This window comes from Arthrobacter sp. K5 (assembly GCF_040448525.1).
GTDB classification, from domain to species: Bacteria; Actinomycetota; Actinomycetes; order Actinomycetales; family Micrococcaceae; genus Arthrobacter; species Arthrobacter globiformis.
In genome coordinates this window covers 3,729,143-3,745,013 of record NZ_CP159279.1, presented here as the reverse complement: position 1 = coordinate 3,745,013, position 15,871 = coordinate 3,729,143, and the positions used below count along the sequence as shown (strand labels likewise).

Sequence of the window (15,871 nt, the reverse complement as noted above, 5' to 3'; positions counted from 1 at the left end):
TCAGCCTGTTACGCGAGTGGCTGATGTGATAAATGAGGTAGATGTTACTCGTGTGACGTATGTGATTACTTCCTACAGTGGACTACACGGTGCAAGCCGGCTGGGGTAATGACCCCGGATGATGACCCGGAGCCGCGCCGCCAGTGATTCGACTATCGGTCACACTGTGAAGGAGTGGTCCTCATGTTGGAAATCCAGGCCGGGGCGCCGGCAAAGCATCTTCAATCCGGGCGGACACCCGGTTTCCTGGCCCAGACGCTGCAGCGGGCGCGCACGGCCGCTGTTCCGTACAAGATCGGCGACGTCCTGGTGGGCGACGACCCGTTCAACGGCCGGCGCGAAGGCACTGTTGTGGTCAAGAACGGCCGGTCGATCGGGATCTGCACCTCGGATCGGGTGTATTTCTACGACTACCGGCAACTGAGGCGGCCGGACTAGGCGGATCATCCCGCCAGTCCAGCCGACGTTCAACAGGAGCCGATCCCATGTCCATCACCAACCTGCCAACCGCGTACCTCACCATTGCCGAGGTTGCCGCGGCTCTGCGCCTTTCCAAAATGACCGTCTACCGGATGGTCCGGGCCGGGACCCTGGCGGCCGACCGGTTCGGCAAGTCCTACCGTGTGCCGGAGTCTGCCGTGGAGGAGTACATCCGGGCCTCGGGCAGCCCAGTTACTGAGAACCAACAGGGCGCACGCGGCTGAGGCGGGAAACTGCCTGGGCCACGGGCCTGAAGCACACAGGTGCTGGCTGGCAGACATCCGCCGGCGTTACGATCAGGCATGCTCCCGCTGCAGAATCTCCTGGCCTTTGCCTTGGTCTCGGCGCTGCTCATCGCCGTTCCGGGCCCCAGCGTCCTGTTTGTCATCGGACGGTCGCTGGCCCTGGGGCGGCGGGGCGGCCTGCTGAGCGTTCTCGGCAATGCGGCCGGGGAACTGCTGCAGATCGCAGGGGTGGCCTTGGGCCTCGGCGTGGTGCTGGCTGAGTCGGTGCTGCTGTTCACCGTGGTGAAGTTCGCCGGCGCGGCCTACCTTATCTATCTGGGAATCGTGGCGGTGCTCCACCGCCGGGGCGGCCCTGCAGGCCCGGATCCGTCCAGCCCGGCCACCACCCGGCGGATTCTGCGTGAGGGCTTCATTGTGGGGGCCACGAATCCGAAGTCCGTGGTGTTCTTCGTAGCGGTCCTCCCCCAGTTCGTGGACCATTCCGCCGGCGCCATTCCGGTCCAGCTCGCGCTGCTTGGTGCCACGTTCCTGGGCATCGCGTTGGTCTCGGACAGCGTCTGGGCACTCGCCGCAGGAACCGCGAGGCAATGGTTCGCCCGCTCACCCCGCCGGGTGGCAGCTGTCACTACTACTGGCGGGGTAATGATGATCGGGCTCGGCGGCACCCTCGCGCTGACCGGTTCAAAGAGCTGACTGGTTTCGACAAGCTCAACCACCGGGGTTACCGGGCGGACCAGCCCCCGTCCATCGTGTAGCTGGCCCCGGTGACCATTCCGGCTGCGTCGGAGGACAGCCACGCAACCAGCGAGGCAACTTCTTCAGGTTCCACGAGGCGTTTCACCGCGGACTCGGTGAGCATCACCTTCGCCAGGACCTCCGACTCCGGAATCCCGTGGACACGTGCCTGGTCCGCGATCTGCTTCTCCACCAGCGGCGTCCGCACATAACCGGGGTTGATGCAGTTGGACGTAACCCCGTGCTCGCCGCCTTCAAGAGCCGTCACCTTGCTCAGTCCCTCAAGGCCGTGCTTCGCCGAGACGTAGGCGCTCTTGAACGGGGAGGCGCGGAGGCCGTGCACCGAGGACAGGTTAATGATGCGCCCGAATCCGTTGGCGTACATGTGCGGCAGCGCGGCGCGGATCAGCAGGAAGGGCGCCTCGAGCATGAGCGCCAGGATCCGCCGGAACGCCACGGGATCGAAGTCCTCGATGGGGCTGATGCGCTGGATGCCGGCGTTGTTCACCAGGATGTCGCAGTCCAGGCTCAGCGCGGCCAGCGCCTCGACGTCCAGGAGGTCGACTGCCCAGGACGTGCCGCCCACCTCATCGGCGAGGGCCGCGGCGCCGGCTTCGTCGACGTCGGCCACCACCACCTTGGCTCCCCTGACGGCCAGTTCCCGTACGCAGGCGGCGCCGATGCCGCTGGCACCGCCGGTCACCAGCGCCTTGCGGCCGTTAAGGTTCTTTTCCACGTCCGGACCTTGTGCGTCCACAGTCTGCTCCTCAAAGTGTCCACGTTGACACGTGCCGCCACGTGCAGCACTTCCGATTCACCCGAGTATTCCTGCAGAAGGAACGGGGTTCAATGACTAATCAGGCACTGGATTCGTGCAAAATTGCAGATATGGATGCCAACCCGGACGACCTGCTGGTGCTGCTCGCCGTCTCACGCTCGGCGAAGTTCACGACGGCGGCCCAGGTTCTGGGCCTGAACCACACCACCGTTTCACGCCGGATTGCCGCACTGGAAAAGGCCCTGGGCGGCCGTGTTCTGGCCCGGGCGTCCGGGGGTTGGGAGCTGACCGAGCTCGGCGCCCAGGCCGTGCTGGTGGCTGAGCAGGTGGAGACGGCGGTGCGTGCGCTGGGACCGTCAGGCCACGCGCCCGACCCGATTACCGGCGTCGTACGCATGACGGCGACCGACGGTTTCAGCGCCTACATCGCCGCCCCGGCGGTGGCCCGGCTGAGGAAGGATCACCCGGGGCTCAGCGTCGAGATCGTCACCGTCACGCGCCGGGCCCTCCAGCAACGCTCGGGACTGGACATCGAGGTGGTGGTCGGCGAGCCGCAGGTGCACCGGGCCGAGGCGTTCCGGCTGGGCGAGTACGAGCTCGGGATGTACGCGTCCCGCTCGTACATCGAGGCCAACGGCATGCCGGACTCGGTAGAGGCCCTGACCGCACATCCGCTCGTGTACTTCGTGGATTCGATGCTGCAGGTGGACGATCTTGACGCACCGCGCCGGCTGGTGCCGGCGATGCGCGAGGGCGTGAGCTCCACCAATGTGTTCGTGCACGTCGAGGCGACCCGGGCGGGTGCCGGGGTGGGGTTCCTGCCGTGTTTCATGGCCGACCGGCACGAGGACCTGGTGCGCCTGCTGCCCGGGAACATCGCCGAACGGCTGCCCTACTGGATGGTCCTGCGGCCCGACTCGATGCGCCGGCCGGCCGTCGCCGCAGTGGTAACGGCGCTGCGCGATCAGACCACGGCGCACCGGGAGTGGCTACTCGGACGGGGCCGCGGCGGCAAAGGCAGGGACGCGGCGGTTCAACCGCTGACTGAAGGCTGAGGTGCCGGCTCGGCGGGAGGGGCGGGGTCGTGGCGCACCTGGGCCCCGGCAGCGAAGGCCCGGACCTTGGCATCGTCCCAGATGTGAGCGGGTACCGCCCCGCCCAGGAGCCGCCGCGCGAGCTGCGGATCGTCCTCGAACGGCTGGTCGCTGCCGGCCATCACCATGTTGCCGTACCGGCGTCCCTTCAGCATGGCCGGGTCCGCGATGATGGTGGTGTGCCCGAACGTCGCCGCGAGGGTGGCCGCCTCCTCACGGGCGTTTTTCAGGTCCGGGCCGTCGCCCGAATTCACCACGTAAATGCCGCCGGGCGCCAGCACCCGCCGCACATGCGCGTTGAACTCGGCGGTGGTCAGCGGAAAGGGGGTCACCGCGCCGGCGAACACGTCCCTGATGATGAAGTCGCGGGTGTCCGGGGTGAGGGTTTCCGTCACAGCGCGGGCCTCGCCGACGCGCAGCCGCAGCAGCGGGGCCTTGGGCAGGTCGAACCAGCCGCGGACGTACTCGGCCAGCTTCCCGTCAAGCTCCACCACCACCTGCCGGGCATCCGGGTAGGCAGCATGGAAGTAGCGGGCCAGCGAGCAGGCCCCGCCACCCAGGTGCAGGCCCCGCAGCCTGGGCTTGGACTCCGTCGGCCAACGCGATTCGATCAGGGCGGACATCCAGCGCATGTACTCGAAGTCAAGGAACAGGGGATCGGCAAGGTCGATGTGGGAACTCATCACACCGTTGATGCGCAGGAGCCAGCCGGTGGAGTTGTCCTGGTCTGCAATGAGCTCGCAGTCGCCTGTGTCGATGTAGTAGATGCCCTCAACAGGGCCATCTGCACGAACTCCCCCGGGACGCGCCTTACTGGCATCTTCCAGCACGATGGAGGCCGTTGCTGTGCCTCTTCTGCCGCCGGATTTGGTGGCGGCTTTGGGCCCGGATTTCCCACCTGACTTAGTGCGCCGTGCCATCAGTTCTCCGCCGCTTCCGTCATGCTTCAAGCCTAGTTGACCGCAGGCTGCCGCTGCCCCCGGCCCTGTTCCCCGCCAGAGCAGCGGGCGACAGGCCAGACCCGCGGGCCCTACGCCTCCGGCACCGGCGCTCCCTCGCCGTTGCGGATGCGCTGGACCATGGCCGTGGTGGAGCGCTCGGCCACGTAATCGAGGATGGTCACCGTGCCGCCGTAGGCCTCCACGGCCTCGGTTTCGGCCAGCATCTCCGGCGTGTAGTCCCCGCCCTTGGCGTAGATTTCCGGCCGCAGCTGTTCAATCAGCGGAATCGGCGTCGGGGTGTCGAAGACGGTCACGTAGTCCACGCAGCTCAGGGCGGCGATCACTGCTGCCCGGTCGGCCACGCTGTTAATGGGGCGGTCTGGCCCCTTGAGCTTGCGCACGGAGTCGTCGCTGTTGAGCGCCACCACCAGGATGTCGCCGAGCTGCTTGGCCTGGTTCAGGTAGCGCGTATGCCCTCGGTGCAGGACATCGAAGCAGCCGTTGGTCAGCACCACGCGCTGGCCGTCGCTGCGGTGGGCATGGATGTGCCGCTCCAGTTCGTCGGCCGCCAGCGCGGTGTCCGCGAAGCTTTCCAGGTAGCGGCCCAGCTCGTCCGTGCCGCATACCGACGTCCCGGGGTGGTGGACCACCACGTCCGCCGCCGCCTGTGCGAGGTCGAGGCTGGCCGTCAGCGGCAGCGACGCCGCACGCGCCAGGGTCAGCGCCGCCACGAAGGTGTCGCCCGCGCCGGAGGCCTGCTTCTCGGTAGCCGGCCGGGCCCACGTCCGGTGCGGGTTGCCGGCCGCCGGGATGAGCACCGTTCCGTCCCGGTCCAGCGTGACCACGACGGCGCGGGCTCCCGTTGCCTGCAGCAGCTCGCCGCCGTGCGCGGTCACCACGTCAGCGCGCCCGGGCCCATTGCCCAGCCTAAGGTCCAGCATCCTGGCCACCTCCTGCGCGTTGGGCGTGACCAGGTCCGGCTCGAGCCCTGCCCACGGGCGGGGATCGTGCGCGTCCACCACCACCAGCGTGTCCTGCCCACGGCGGGCAAGGGTCTGGATGAGCCGGCTGCGCACCGGTTCCACGAGGACTCCGGTTCCGTAGTCGCAGATCACCACCGCGTCCTGGCGTCCGACGGCGGCGGGCACCGCCGCTGCGAACGTTGCCAGGGCGTCCGCCGGGACAGCTTCCGCGGAGTCGTCGAAGCGCAGCAGGACCTGGCCGCCGCTGCTGATCCGGATCTTGGTGGTGGTGACCATGCCCGGGTGTTCGGCGAGCAGTGCGGTGTCCACCCCGGCGGCGATCAGTTGGCGCCTAAGTTCCGCGCCGGCGTCGTCCGCGCCGATGATGCCGGCGACGCTCACGCGGGCACCGAGGGCAGCCAGGTTCATGGCGGTGTTGGCGGCGCCGCCGGGGGCAAAGTCCCGCCGGTTGATGTCCACTACGGGAGCCGGGGCCTCGCGGCACATCCTGTCGATCGAGCCGGTCCACCAGCCGTCGAGCATGAAGTCGCCCACGACAGTGATGGCCGGCTGCTCCTCGGCCAGCCTCCGGGGAAGCCACGCGGCGAGGCCGCGCTGTTCGGAAAGCATTGGTTCGGAACGCATTGGTTCGGAACGCTGCCGCGCGCCGTCGTCCCCGGCGAGTCCTCCGGCGCCGGGTGCTGCGGCCGTCACGATGCTGCCCCGTCGGTTTCATGAGCAGGGGGCGCAGCTTCACGGGCAGGCGGCGCCGCGATGTGCACCACCTTGACCCGGGTGAATTCATCCAGGAGTTCGGGGCCGTAGCCAAACCCATGCCCGCTTTCGCCCCGGGGCTGGGCGGCCCCGCCGGGTGCACCACCGAACACCTCGTTGACCTTGACGGTCCCCACCGGCAGCGCGGCCACGGCCTGCTGGGCGTGGGCGAGGCTGCCGGTCAGAACGGTGGCGGCAAGTCCGTACCGGCCGGCCGCGGCGAGGGCCAGCCCTTCCTCAAAGCTGTCCACCACACGCACGGGAGCAACAGGGCCGAATGTCTCCTCGGCCATGACGTCCATGGTGTCGGCGCAGTCCACCAGGACCGTGGCCGGGTAGAAGGCTCCGGGCCCGTCCGGGACCGTGCCGCCCTCGATGGCTCGCGCGCCCAGCTGCAGCGCCTCGGCAACATGCCGGTGGACCGTGTCCCGCATCCGGGTATCCACGAGCGGCGCGAGGGGATGTTCCGTGTTGCGGTCCCGGGCCTGCCCGGCGAGCGCATGGCAGAACGGTTCGGCGATGGACCGGTGGACGTAGATCCGCTCCACCGACGTGCAGATCTGCCCGCTGTTGCTGAACGCCCCGATCGCAGCCTGCTCCGCGGCCCAGCCGGGGTCCACGTCCGCGTCCACCAACAGCGGGTCGTTTCCGCCGTTTTCCCTGATGACATAGGCACCCGTCAGCACCGCCGCCCGCGCAATCCGGTCACCGGTCGCGCTGGATCCGACGTGGGCGAACATGTCGACGTCAGGCTGCTGGGTCAGGAGGGTCCCGACGTCGGCCCCTCCGGTGAGCGTGACCAGCACGTTGGGCGGAAATACCGGCGCCACTACCTCCCCCAGCAGCTTTCCCAGGTGCGGGCACCGCTCGCTCGGTTTGTGAATGGCGCTGTTCCCGGTAACCAGGGCCGCCCCGATGAGTCCGCAGGCCACGGCGACGGGATCGTTCCACGGCGTCAGCAGGACGGCCACGCCGCGGGGCTCAGCGACCGTGTAATCAGCTGCAAGCGCGTTGCCGCGCAGGCTGTGCCCACGATGTACGGGTCCAAGTTCCGCGTACTGCTCCAGCGTGGAAACGCCGGCGGCAATGCCGGCAAGGGCTTCATCCAGCGGACGGCCGGTCTCCTGCGCGTTCAGTTCCGCAAGCCCGGCGGCGGCGGTGTCCAGCGCCCGGGCCGCCTCGCGCAGCAGCTTGCCGCGCTCCCCCGGAGGCGTTGCCGCCCAGCCGGGCTGGGCAGCGCGGGCAGCCGCCACGGCTCCCGCCACATCATCTGTTCCGGCGACGGAAAGACTGCCGACAGGTTCCCCGGTTCGCGGGTTCAGGATGGTGAGCATATCTTCCGCGTTTGTCAGCTCACCGGTGATGGTCGATTGCATGGGGCTCCTCACTGGGGATTGGCCTGCTGCTAAGAGTTTTGGCGGTCCGTTCCCGCCCTCTCTGAGGTCATCCGTACCCCGGCGCCGAAGGGTTTACACGCGCCGGCAGCAGGAGTTTTTCGGGCCGGCGGGCTGGATCCCGTTGAGTACGCGGGCCGGGTTCTCCGGGCTGGAAATACAGGTTTTCCAAGCTGGCAATACAGGGCCGATGCACCGTAGGGTGGGCCCCACTACCCACCCGACCTGAACGCATCCTGACCTAAACCATCCGGAACCGAGAGGGCTGACACCTTGGAACTCATCAACGCCGACTTCGGCGGAGCACGCATCACAGGCCACGGAATCGGCCCGGTTTTGGAAGAATTCGGCGGTGTTTCCCGCATCGCTGTCCTCCGTGGCGGCGGGCTCGGTGACCTGATGTATGCCCTCCCGGCGGTGGCGGCCCTGAAGGCCGCCTACCCTGGGGCCAGCGTCACCCTGCTGTGCACGCCGGTCCAGGCTGAACTGCTGTCGCAAACCGTGGGACCGGTGGATGAAACGGTGATTCTGCCGTTTGCCGAGGGGGTCCGCCCGGGGCCGGAAGACCCTCACGAAGTGGAGCGGTTTTTTGCCGGGATGCGCGCCAGGAACTTTGACCTGGCCGTCCAGGTGCACGGTGGCGGCCGGTACTCAAATCCGTTCCTGCTCCGCCTCGGCGCACGCCACACCGTGGGCACCAGGACCCCGGACGCAGCTCCGCTCGAGCGGACCGTGCCCTACGTGTACTACCAGCACGAGCCGCTCCGTGCCCTCGAGGTGGCGGGGTTCGCAGGGGCTCCTCCCCGTGAGCTGGAGGCCCGACTCCAGGCTCTGCCGGAGTTCATCCAGCGGCTCGGGCAGGCGCTGCCCCTGGGAAATGGCGGGTTGGCCAAAGGCGGGTCGGGGCGCGGCGACGGCGGGCCGGGGCACGGCCGGGTGCTAGTGATCCATCCGGGTGCGACGGATCCGCGCCGGCGCTGGCCGGCTGAACGCTTCGCCGCGGTGGCCCGGAGGGCCGCCGACGACGGCTTCCGGGTTTATGTGGTGGGCGACAGCAGCGAAAAGGAACTGGCCGAGACGGTTGTGGAACTCGCCCTCGAGCAGGCCGGAACAGGACAGGCCGGAACAGGACAGCCCGCCGCTGGACACGTTGCAGAAGCCCGCCCGGCCGTAGAGTCGCTGGCCGGCAACCTCAGCCTCGGTGAGCTGGCGGCACTGCTGGCGGGCAGCGCCGTCGTGGTGGCGAATGACAGCGGACCGCGCCACCTCGCCCAGGCTCTCGGCACCTCCACCGTGGGCATCTACTGGGCGGGCAATGCCATCAACGCAGCCCCGCTGGGCCGCAGTAAGCACCGGGTCCGTCTGGGCTGGGTCACGCGTTGCCCGGTGTGCGGCGTGGACGTCACCCAGGTCGGGTGGACGGCCCCACGGTGCCCGCATGACGAGTCCACCGTGAAGGCCGTCGAACCCTCAGAGGTCTACGAGGATGTACTCCAACTCACGGCCATGAGCCCTCTTCCTCATGGCAGATAAGCATTTCGCGGACCTCGCAGCCGGTGGGCTGGGACAGGACGAACAGGATTGCCTGCGCCACGTTGCCGGGATCATTCAGGCGTGAATCGTCCTGCGGCTTGTATTGCTCAGCGCGGTCGTCGAAGAAGCGAGTCTTCATGCCGCCTGGGATCATGGTGGTCACGCCGATCTCGCCGCCCGTTTCAGCCGCCAGGGAATGGCTGAAGCCCACCACCCCGAATTTTGAGGCGCAGTACGCTGTGGCCTCCGGCAGTGCCCGCTTTCCCAGCGTGGACGCGATGGTGACCACCCGGCCGCGGGACTCCTTAAGGTACGGAAGGGCCGCCCGGACGACGGAAACGGTGCCCATCAGGTTGACCCCGATGACGCGTTCCCATTCCTCCGCGGCCACGTCCTCCAGCTTGCCGCACCGGTCGATGCCGGCCGCCGTGACCACGGCATCCAGCCCGTCCAGGGTCTCAGCCGCCTGCCGTACTGCCTCGGTCACGGCTACGCGGTCCGAGACGTCCACTTCAAATGCCTTCGCCGCGGAGACGTTCCGGATGTCCCGGTCAAGCACCACCGGGGTTCCCCCGGCTTTCAGCACGGCATCGACGACGGCGGCCCCCAGTCCGGAGGCACCGCCGGTTACCAGGACCCGGCCGGGCCGGATAGTCGATTCAGTCATGGTGTTCCTTTCAGTCGGGTCTAATGTCAGGTTTGTGTGGCGGTTCAGCTGAGCATGGCCAGTTCAGCTGACCTTGGCCAGGGCGTCCGCGAGGACTGAGGTGGACCGGGCCGGGTGGAACGGCACCGTCATGCAGCGCCCTCCCCAGCTCTCGACCAGCCCCGCTTCGGGCAACTCCGAGGCGCGGTAGTCGCCGCCCTTCACCCAGACGTCCGGGCGCAGCGTCGCCAGGCAGGCCTCCGGCGTGTCCTCCCCGAAAACCAGGACGGCGTCCACGCACTCGAGTGCCAGCAGGAGCTCGGCCCGGTCCTGCTGGCTCACGATCGGCCGTTCCTCGCCCTTGATCCGGCGCACCGACTCGTCCGAGTTCAGGCACACGATCAGGCAGTCGCCAAGGTCCCTGGCCGCCGACAGCGTGCGGGCATGGCCGGCGTGCAGCAGGTCGAAGCAGCCTCCGGTGGCCACGACGGTTCCTCCGTTGGCGCGCACCCGCCGGGCAAGGCCGACGGCGTCTTCCTCGCGGCTGTGGTGCCAGACCGGCCGGTGGCGGGCCGGCAGGGAGGCCACCCCGCCAGCGCCGAGGAAGGCGGCCGCTTCATTTATGGCCAGTTCCGCTGCCTCCTGCAGGCTGCGGCCCTCCGCCAGGTGCACGGCCAGGCTTGCCGCGAGCCGGTCGCCGGCGCCGCAGGGATCCGCGACCTCGGTGGCAGGGGCCGGGATGGCCACGGGCGGGGTGTCGGGCCGGGACAGCAGGCCACCGCGCTCCCCCATGGTCACAAGGACCGCCTGGCTTTGCCAGCGGTCCAGCAGTGTTTCGCCCAGGGCGCTGCCGACGGCGGGAATAGCCCCAGGCGTTCCAACGTCGATATCCGCGGCCTTGGCGGCCTCGGACAGGTTGGGCGTCACGACCGCCACCCCCGGTACGGGCATGGCACCGGACGGATGCGGGTCCCACACGATCGGAATGTCGCCGGCGCGGGCCGCGAGCATCTCGCGGATCTCCGGGTTCGCGGCAACGCCCCTTCCGTAATCGGCCACGACGATCACCTCGGCCTGGTCCAGCGCCCTGAGCATGCCCGCGGTGACCGCCGGTACTTCCGGCCGCTCGCATCCCTCGTCCACCCGCACCACCGGCTGGCTGCCCGCCCGCACCCGGGTCTTCACAGGCGTTTTCGCACCGGAAGGCCCGGACACAACCCGCACGCCGGCGAGCGCACCTTCCAGTGCCAGGGAGGCGTCGTCGTCGGAAAGCACTGTCACCAGGGTGACCCGGTGGCCGTCGTGGGCCAGCATCCGGGCCACGAGCCCGGCACCGCCGGCCCGGCGCCGGACGTCGGAGACGTCCACCACGGGCACGGGCGCGTCGGGGCACAGCCGGGTTGCTTCGCCGGAAAGGTCCACGTCCAGCAAGACGTCGCCCACTACTGTGATCCTCATCCGCGATCAGCCCCCGGCCCGGGAACGCCCTGGCCCCTGCGGGCCACTTCAGCCTCGAAGGCCCGGCAAATTGCGTGCAGCGCAATCAGATGCCCTTCCTGGGCGTTGGCGGAGATGGCATCGACGGCCACAGCGTCGTCGCAGCATGAAGCCAGCGGGTTGGGCGCCGGGCCGGTCAGGGCCCACGTGGTCACGTTCAGCCTGGCCGCCGCCTCGGCCGCCCGGAGCAGGTTGGGGCTCTGTCCACTCGTAGACAGCAGCACGAGGATGTCCCCGGATCTGCCGTGGGCGCGGACCTGCCGCGCGAAGAGTTCCGCGTAGCCGTAGTCATTGGCGATGGCCGTGACGGCCGAACTCTCCGCGTGCAGGGAGATCGCGGAAAAGGGCATCCGGTCGCCGTCGAACCTGCCCACAAGCTCCGCGGTCAGGTGCTGCGCCTCGGCGGCGGACCCGCCGTTCCCGGCGGCGAGCAGCTTCTGCCCGCTCAGCAGTCGCTGGGCCAGTTCCACGCCCCAGCCGGCCAGCCTGTCGGCCTGGCTTTCCAGGGACCGGAGGGCAGGCAGGACGTTTTCCAGGTGGGTCCGCACAGCCTGCTGCGACCCCAAGGCGACTTCGTGCAGCGACGCGTCCGGCCCCGCCGTGTCCGGAGAAGCGACGTCCGGAGAAACCCCGTCTGGAGAAACCCCGTCCGGTGAGGAAGTTGCGGGAGGTGGGGAGAAACCGGGCCGGGCGCCAACCCGGTGCACGGCGGGAAGTTCAGCCTCCCGCAGGGATTCGGGAGTCACAGTGCCGCTCCTTCCATCGGTTCCATGCTGCCTGCGTCAGCGGTGCCTGCGACGGCCAGCTGGTAGGCCTTTTCAGTTTCCGCGGCGACCCTGCTCCAGGAGTAGCGGGCCTTCGCCCGCCGCTCGCCCGCCTGCCCAAGTTTCGTGCGAAGGTCCGGGCTGGCCAGCAGCGTTCCGAGGGCGTCTGCGATGGCTTCGGGGTCCTTGGGCGGCACGTGCAGGCCGGTTCCGCGGTCCACCACGCTGTCCGTCAGGCCGCCAACTGCAGCGGCAACCACCGGAACGCCGCAGGCCATCGCCTCCAGGGGCACAATGCCGAAGGGCTCATACCAGGGCGTGCACACCACAGCGTCCGCGCTTCGGAAAATGCCGGGCATGGCGTCCCTGGGCACCTGGCCACGTAGCTCCACATGGCCCGCCACGCCGAGCTCCCGGGCAAGGTCCAGCAGCCTGCGCGCTTCCGGGTCCTGCCCGCCCGCGTCCGCCCCGCCGCCTACGATCAGCAGCTCAAGGTCGTCGAATCCCGCGTTCAGCAGGTACGGCAGCGCGCGGATCACCAGGTCCACACCCTTGCGCGGAACCAGCCGGCCCACGGAGAGGATCCGGTGGGAACGGGACGTCGCGTCGGTCGGGCCCTCGCTGGAGAAGAGGTCCAGGTCCACCCCGCAGGGAGCGATGGAAACCCTGCGGGTATCGATCCCCATCGCCCGAAGCTCGAAGACCTCATCGGAGCAGGTGGCCACGATGCGGTCCGCCGAGCGGCCCACGGACGGTTCGAGGAACCGCCTCTCGGCGGGGCTCGTGTCGGCGGCACCCTGGTGGCGGCGCTTGACCGTGCCCAGCGCGTGAAAGGTCTGCACCACGGGAACCCGGAAACCGCCGGGCTCGCGGCGTGCAGCGTCCAGGGCGGCCACGCCGGACATCCAGAAGTGGCCGTGCACCACGTGCGGCGGCGAATCACCCCAGTCCTGCACCACGCCGTCCGCCAGTTCGCCCATGAAGGGCAGCAGCTCGTCCTTGGGCACCTGCTCGGCGGGCCCGGCGTCCACATGGACCACTTCGAGCCGGGGATGCACCTGCACCCGCGCGGGCAGGCCGGGCGCGTCCCGCCTGGTGTACACAGTCACCCGGTGGCCCCGCCGCGCGAGGGCCGATGACAGGGCGGCAACATGTACGTTCTGGCCGCCCGCGTCCACTCCGCCTAGCGCTGCCAAAGGACTGGCGTGTTCCGAAATCATCGAGATCTTCACTGGGTATTCCTTTCTCGCGCCGCGGACAGGGCATCCGGTCCGGACACCTTCAAAGCTGCATCCCCCGATGCCACCCTCTCCTGAGACCCCCTTTGCGGCCTGGCCGCCCCCAGATCTGCCAGCACCTGGTCCCAGTCCGCCAGGAACCGCTCAAGTCCGTAGCGCTCCAGCGCCGCCTCCCGCGCCGCCTTGCCCCGCCGTCGGGCCTCCTCCGGGTCGTTGACCAGCAGCCGCGCACACCGGCGCAGCTCCTCCACATCCGTGGAGATGCAGCCCGCTTCGGGCGGGACGGCCCGCGCCGCCTCAGTGGTGGCCAGGGCCAGGACCGGCATGCCAAGGTGCATCGCCTCCAGCAGGGCCAGTCCCAGGGAAGTCCAGCGCAGCGGGTGCAGGTATGCCCGGCAGCGCGACAGTTCCCGGTGGAGCTCTGTGGTTTTCAGATCGCCCCTGATAATGAGGCGCGGCGCCGGGATTCCGGTGGCCTCGGCCAGCCCGCCGCTGCCCATGCCGAAGACCTGAAGCGGGGCGGCGGTGGCGAAACGGGGCAGCAGGTCCGTTCCCGTCACGCGTCCGCGGCGCACCGGTTCATTGACCACCACGCCCAGTTCCGGGACCTCGCCTGTGTAGAGGTAGCCGGGGTCCGCGATGCCGTGCTCGATGACCTTGGTGCGTGCCTTGCCGCTGTCCCAGAACAGCTCGTTGAAATGGGTCACGTGGACGATCGGGATGTCGCGCTGCTCCCCCAGCGGATGGACGGTGAACGGAACATCGCCCTTGGGCGTGTTGTGTTCCACGTACACGGCGGGAAGATCGATGCCGGGACGGCGGCCAAGCACGCGCGTCACCTCCGCGGCTTCCTCCGTCCGCTGAAGCACGACGGCGTCAATGCTGCCGGCGTCCAGCTCGGCGAGCGCGACCTCCCGCACCGAAGCGGGCCAGTCCCGGCCGGCCCGGCCCAGTCCCCAGGACCCGCCACCGGGCAGGACCGGCAGCAGGTACTCGTGCCGGCCGCGGACGAACGCATCCGTCCACGACCCGTGCACGTGCCAGAGCAGAATTCTCATTGTTTCCTGACCTTTCTGCGTGTGCTGAGAGAGGAGACCCCGCCCAGCAGGCGTTCCACCGCTTCCACCACCTGTTCCGGCGAAACCGAGCTGAGGCAGGGATGTCCCGGCACCGGACAGATGCGTGCGCGGCTAAGCCGGCACGGTGCGTTCTGGTCCCCCAGCAGTTCCAACGGGACGCCGTACGGCGCCCAGCGGACAGCGGGGACAACGGGGGAAAACAGGCTCACCACCGGGGTTCCGACGGCGGCGGCCAGGTGTGCGGGTCCGGTGTTTCCGGTGACCACAACGTCTGCGTTGGCCAGGACACCGGACAGGGTGGAGAGGTCCGTCCGGCCGCCCAGGTCGACGGCGGAGGGGCCGGCCACGGTTGCGGTGAGGCCAGTTTCCCCGGGGCCGCCGGTCACCACCACCCGGTGGCCCGCACCCTCCAGCAGTTCCACCGCCGCCGCATGGTGCAGCGGCGGCCAGGCCCGGGCGGGCACTGTTGCCCCGGGGTGGACTACGACGTAGGGGCCGTCACCCACCAGGTGCCGGATGCCGGGAGGGTCCTTGACCGCGAGTTTGCCGTCATCACCCGCCCTGAGCCGGAAGCCCGCCGCCCGGGCGATGCCGAGCGCCCGCACGGACTCCGGCTGGTCCTCGGGAAAGTCCTCGCCGGGTTTGAGCCGGACATCCAGCAGGGAACCCGCGTAGTCGGTGGAGGCTCCGGTGATACGCTCCACGCCGGCCAGCCGCAGCAGGAGCGCCAGGGGCAGCGGCGACTGGTGGAAGGAGGTGAGAATGACCGCCTCGGTGATACGGGAGTTCCGGACATAACCCACCAGCGAGTCGAGGTGCGGGCCGGTCACCTGCGGCGCCGGATTGCTGATCCACGGCGTGTCCCAGGCAAAAACGTCGGCGACGTTGGGCAACAGTGAAGCTGCCGCCTGGCCCTGCGGGCCGCAAAGCACGACGACGTCGTTGGGGCTGCCGCCGTCGGCCCGCCGCCCATTGGCGACAGCCCGGACCGCCGGGCCCGCCAGGAGGACGTCACCGACGCTGTCCAGCCGAGCCACCAGGACCCTGCTCATGCCGGTCCTCGAAGCAACGGTCCCTGGAGCAGCAGCGCGACGGCCTCCTCGAGGTCCGCGGCAACCTCGGCGGCGGCCTCGACTTCTTCGGTTCTGGTCTGCGGAGTGGGAACCAGGACGCCCCGCGCGCCGGCGGCCGCGGCCGCTTCGACGTCGCTGCCGATGTCGCCGATGAACGCCGCCTCTGACGGGTCGATGCCAAGGCGCCGGCAGGCGCTGTGGATCATGCCCGGCGCCGGCTTCCTGCACAAGCACCCGTCACCGGCTCCGTGCGGGCAGACCTCCCAGACGTCAAAGGGGCCCAGGAGATCCTCCACCCGCGCGTTCACGCTGTCCACTTCCGCTGCTGTCAGGAGGCCTCGGGCAATGCCCGACTGGTTGCTTAGGACGCCGGTGGCCAGGCCCCGGCTGCGCAGCCCGTCGAGGACACTCCTCGCGCCGGGATACGGCTCCACCCGCTGCGGATCACCGTTGTACGGCACATCAACCACGAGCGTTCCGTCCCGGTCGAACAGCACAGCCTTGAGCACCAAAGCGTTAGTTGCCATACCCCCTCCGTTCCCCGACTGGGAGACACCTAAACAACTGGCCGCCCACTTCTTCTCGGCTAGACTCCTCGACAAGCGGCCCCAGGGGCTGACGCCGAGGAGCAGAAGGAC

Annotated in this window: 16 protein-coding genes; 5 read left to right on the top strand and 11 right to left on the bottom strand. The window is 69.2% G+C overall.

Features of this window, described 5'->3' with window-relative positions; genetic code table 11:
- Nucleotides 1-183: 183 nt before the first annotated feature.
- The 3 genes from ABRP34_RS17035 to ABRP34_RS17025 all read left to right on the top strand — a co-directional run bounded on the left by ABRP34_RS17035 (nucleotide 184) and on the right by ABRP34_RS17025 (nucleotide 1,418).
- Nucleotides 184-438 (top strand): hypothetical protein, encoded by a 255-nt coding sequence (locus tag ABRP34_RS17035; protein WP_003799177.1) that lies wholly within the window; start codon nucleotides 184-186, stop codon nucleotides 436-438.
- Between the two features lie 47 nt (nucleotides 439-485).
- Nucleotides 486-704, top strand: a complete 219-nt coding sequence (locus tag ABRP34_RS17030) for a helix-turn-helix domain-containing protein (RefSeq protein ID WP_003799178.1) — start codon at nucleotides 486-488, stop codon at nucleotides 702-704.
- A gap of 78 nt (nucleotides 705-782) precedes the next feature.
- Nucleotides 783-1,418 (top strand): LysE family translocator, encoded by a 636-nt coding sequence (locus tag ABRP34_RS17025; RefSeq protein ID WP_353711093.1) that lies wholly within the window; start codon nucleotides 783-785, stop codon nucleotides 1,416-1,418.
- 28 nt (nucleotides 1,419-1,446) lie between these two features.
- Here the strand turns inward: ABRP34_RS17025 and ABRP34_RS17020 are convergent, their stop codons facing one another.
- Nucleotides 1,447-2,196: a 3-hydroxybutyrate dehydrogenase gene (locus ABRP34_RS17020; RefSeq protein ID WP_353713389.1), complete on the bottom strand. Its 750-nt coding sequence runs from the start codon at nucleotides 2,194-2,196 to the stop codon at nucleotides 1,447-1,449.
- 152 nt (nucleotides 2,197-2,348) lie between these two features.
- Between ABRP34_RS17020 and ABRP34_RS17015 the strand changes: the two genes are divergently transcribed.
- Nucleotides 2,349-3,293 (top strand): LysR family transcriptional regulator, encoded by a 945-nt coding sequence (locus tag ABRP34_RS17015; protein ID WP_353713388.1) that lies wholly within the window; start codon nucleotides 2,349-2,351, stop codon nucleotides 3,291-3,293.
- On the opposite strand, the gene ABRP34_RS17010 is transcribed toward ABRP34_RS17015, so the two are convergent.
- The 3 genes from ABRP34_RS17010 to ABRP34_RS17000 all read right to left on the bottom strand — a co-directional run bounded on the left by ABRP34_RS17010 (nucleotide 3,272) and on the right by ABRP34_RS17000 (nucleotide 7,385).
- Nucleotides 3,272-4,252, bottom strand: coding sequence for a fused MFS/spermidine synthase (locus ABRP34_RS17010; protein ID WP_353711092.1), 981 nt, complete (start codon nucleotides 4,250-4,252; stop codon nucleotides 3,272-3,274). The genes ABRP34_RS17015 and ABRP34_RS17010 overlap by 22 nt on opposite strands.
- 110 nt (nucleotides 4,253-4,362) lie before the next feature.
- The gene (rfaE2, locus tag ABRP34_RS17005; protein ID WP_353713387.1) at nucleotides 4,363-5,880 is read right to left on the bottom strand and encodes a D-glycero-beta-D-manno-heptose 1-phosphate adenylyltransferase; all 1,518 of its coding nucleotides are present in this window, start codon (nucleotides 5,878-5,880) and stop codon (nucleotides 4,363-4,365) included.
- A gap of 65 nt (nucleotides 5,881-5,945) precedes the next feature.
- The gene (locus tag ABRP34_RS17000; RefSeq protein WP_353711091.1) at nucleotides 5,946-7,385 is read right to left on the bottom strand and encodes an aldehyde dehydrogenase family protein; all 1,440 of its coding nucleotides are present in this window, start codon (nucleotides 7,383-7,385) and stop codon (nucleotides 5,946-5,948) included.
- A 291-nt stretch (nucleotides 7,386-7,676) separates the two neighbouring features.
- Here ABRP34_RS17000 and ABRP34_RS16995 point away from each other — a divergent pair, with 291 nt between their 5' ends.
- Entirely contained in the window at nucleotides 7,677-8,936 is a 1,260-nt protein-coding gene (locus ABRP34_RS16995; protein ID WP_353711090.1) for a glycosyltransferase family 9 protein, read from the top strand.
- Here ABRP34_RS16995 and ABRP34_RS16990 read toward each other — a convergent pair.
- The 7 genes from ABRP34_RS16990 to ABRP34_RS16960 all read right to left on the bottom strand — a co-directional run bounded on the left by ABRP34_RS16990 (nucleotide 8,902) and on the right by ABRP34_RS16960 (nucleotide 15,760).
- Entirely contained in the window at nucleotides 8,902-9,603 is a 702-nt protein-coding gene (locus tag ABRP34_RS16990) for an SDR family oxidoreductase (RefSeq protein WP_003799194.1), read from the bottom strand. The two genes, ABRP34_RS16995 and ABRP34_RS16990, sit on opposite strands and share 35 nt — an antisense overlap.
- A 63-nt stretch (nucleotides 9,604-9,666) precedes the next feature.
- The gene (locus ABRP34_RS16985) at nucleotides 9,667-11,040 is read right to left on the bottom strand and encodes a PfkB family carbohydrate kinase (protein ID WP_353711089.1); all 1,374 of its coding nucleotides are present in this window, start codon (nucleotides 11,038-11,040) and stop codon (nucleotides 9,667-9,669) included.
- Nucleotides 11,037-11,660, bottom strand: coding sequence for an SIS domain-containing protein (locus ABRP34_RS16980; protein WP_353713386.1), 624 nt, complete (start codon nucleotides 11,658-11,660; stop codon nucleotides 11,037-11,039). The genes ABRP34_RS16985 and ABRP34_RS16980 overlap by 4 nt, the downstream gene beginning before the upstream one ends.
- A 161-nt stretch (nucleotides 11,661-11,821) precedes the next feature.
- Entirely contained in the window at nucleotides 11,822-13,075 is a 1,254-nt protein-coding gene (locus ABRP34_RS16975) for a glycosyltransferase (protein WP_353711088.1), read from the bottom strand.
- Nucleotides 13,072-14,139, bottom strand: coding sequence for a glycosyltransferase (locus tag ABRP34_RS16970; RefSeq protein WP_353711087.1), 1,068 nt, complete (start codon nucleotides 14,137-14,139; stop codon nucleotides 13,072-13,074). The genes ABRP34_RS16975 and ABRP34_RS16970 overlap by 4 nt, the downstream gene beginning before the upstream one ends.
- Nucleotides 14,136-15,212: a glycosyltransferase family 9 protein gene (locus ABRP34_RS16965; RefSeq protein ID WP_353711086.1), complete on the bottom strand. Its 1,077-nt coding sequence runs from the start codon at nucleotides 15,210-15,212 to the stop codon at nucleotides 14,136-14,138. The genes ABRP34_RS16970 and ABRP34_RS16965 overlap by 4 nt, the downstream gene beginning before the upstream one ends.
- The gene (locus ABRP34_RS16960) at nucleotides 15,209-15,760 is read right to left on the bottom strand and encodes an HAD-IIIA family hydrolase (protein WP_353711085.1); all 552 of its coding nucleotides are present in this window, start codon (nucleotides 15,758-15,760) and stop codon (nucleotides 15,209-15,211) included. The genes ABRP34_RS16965 and ABRP34_RS16960 overlap by 4 nt, the downstream gene beginning before the upstream one ends.
- Nucleotides 15,761-15,871 lie beyond the last annotated feature (111 nt).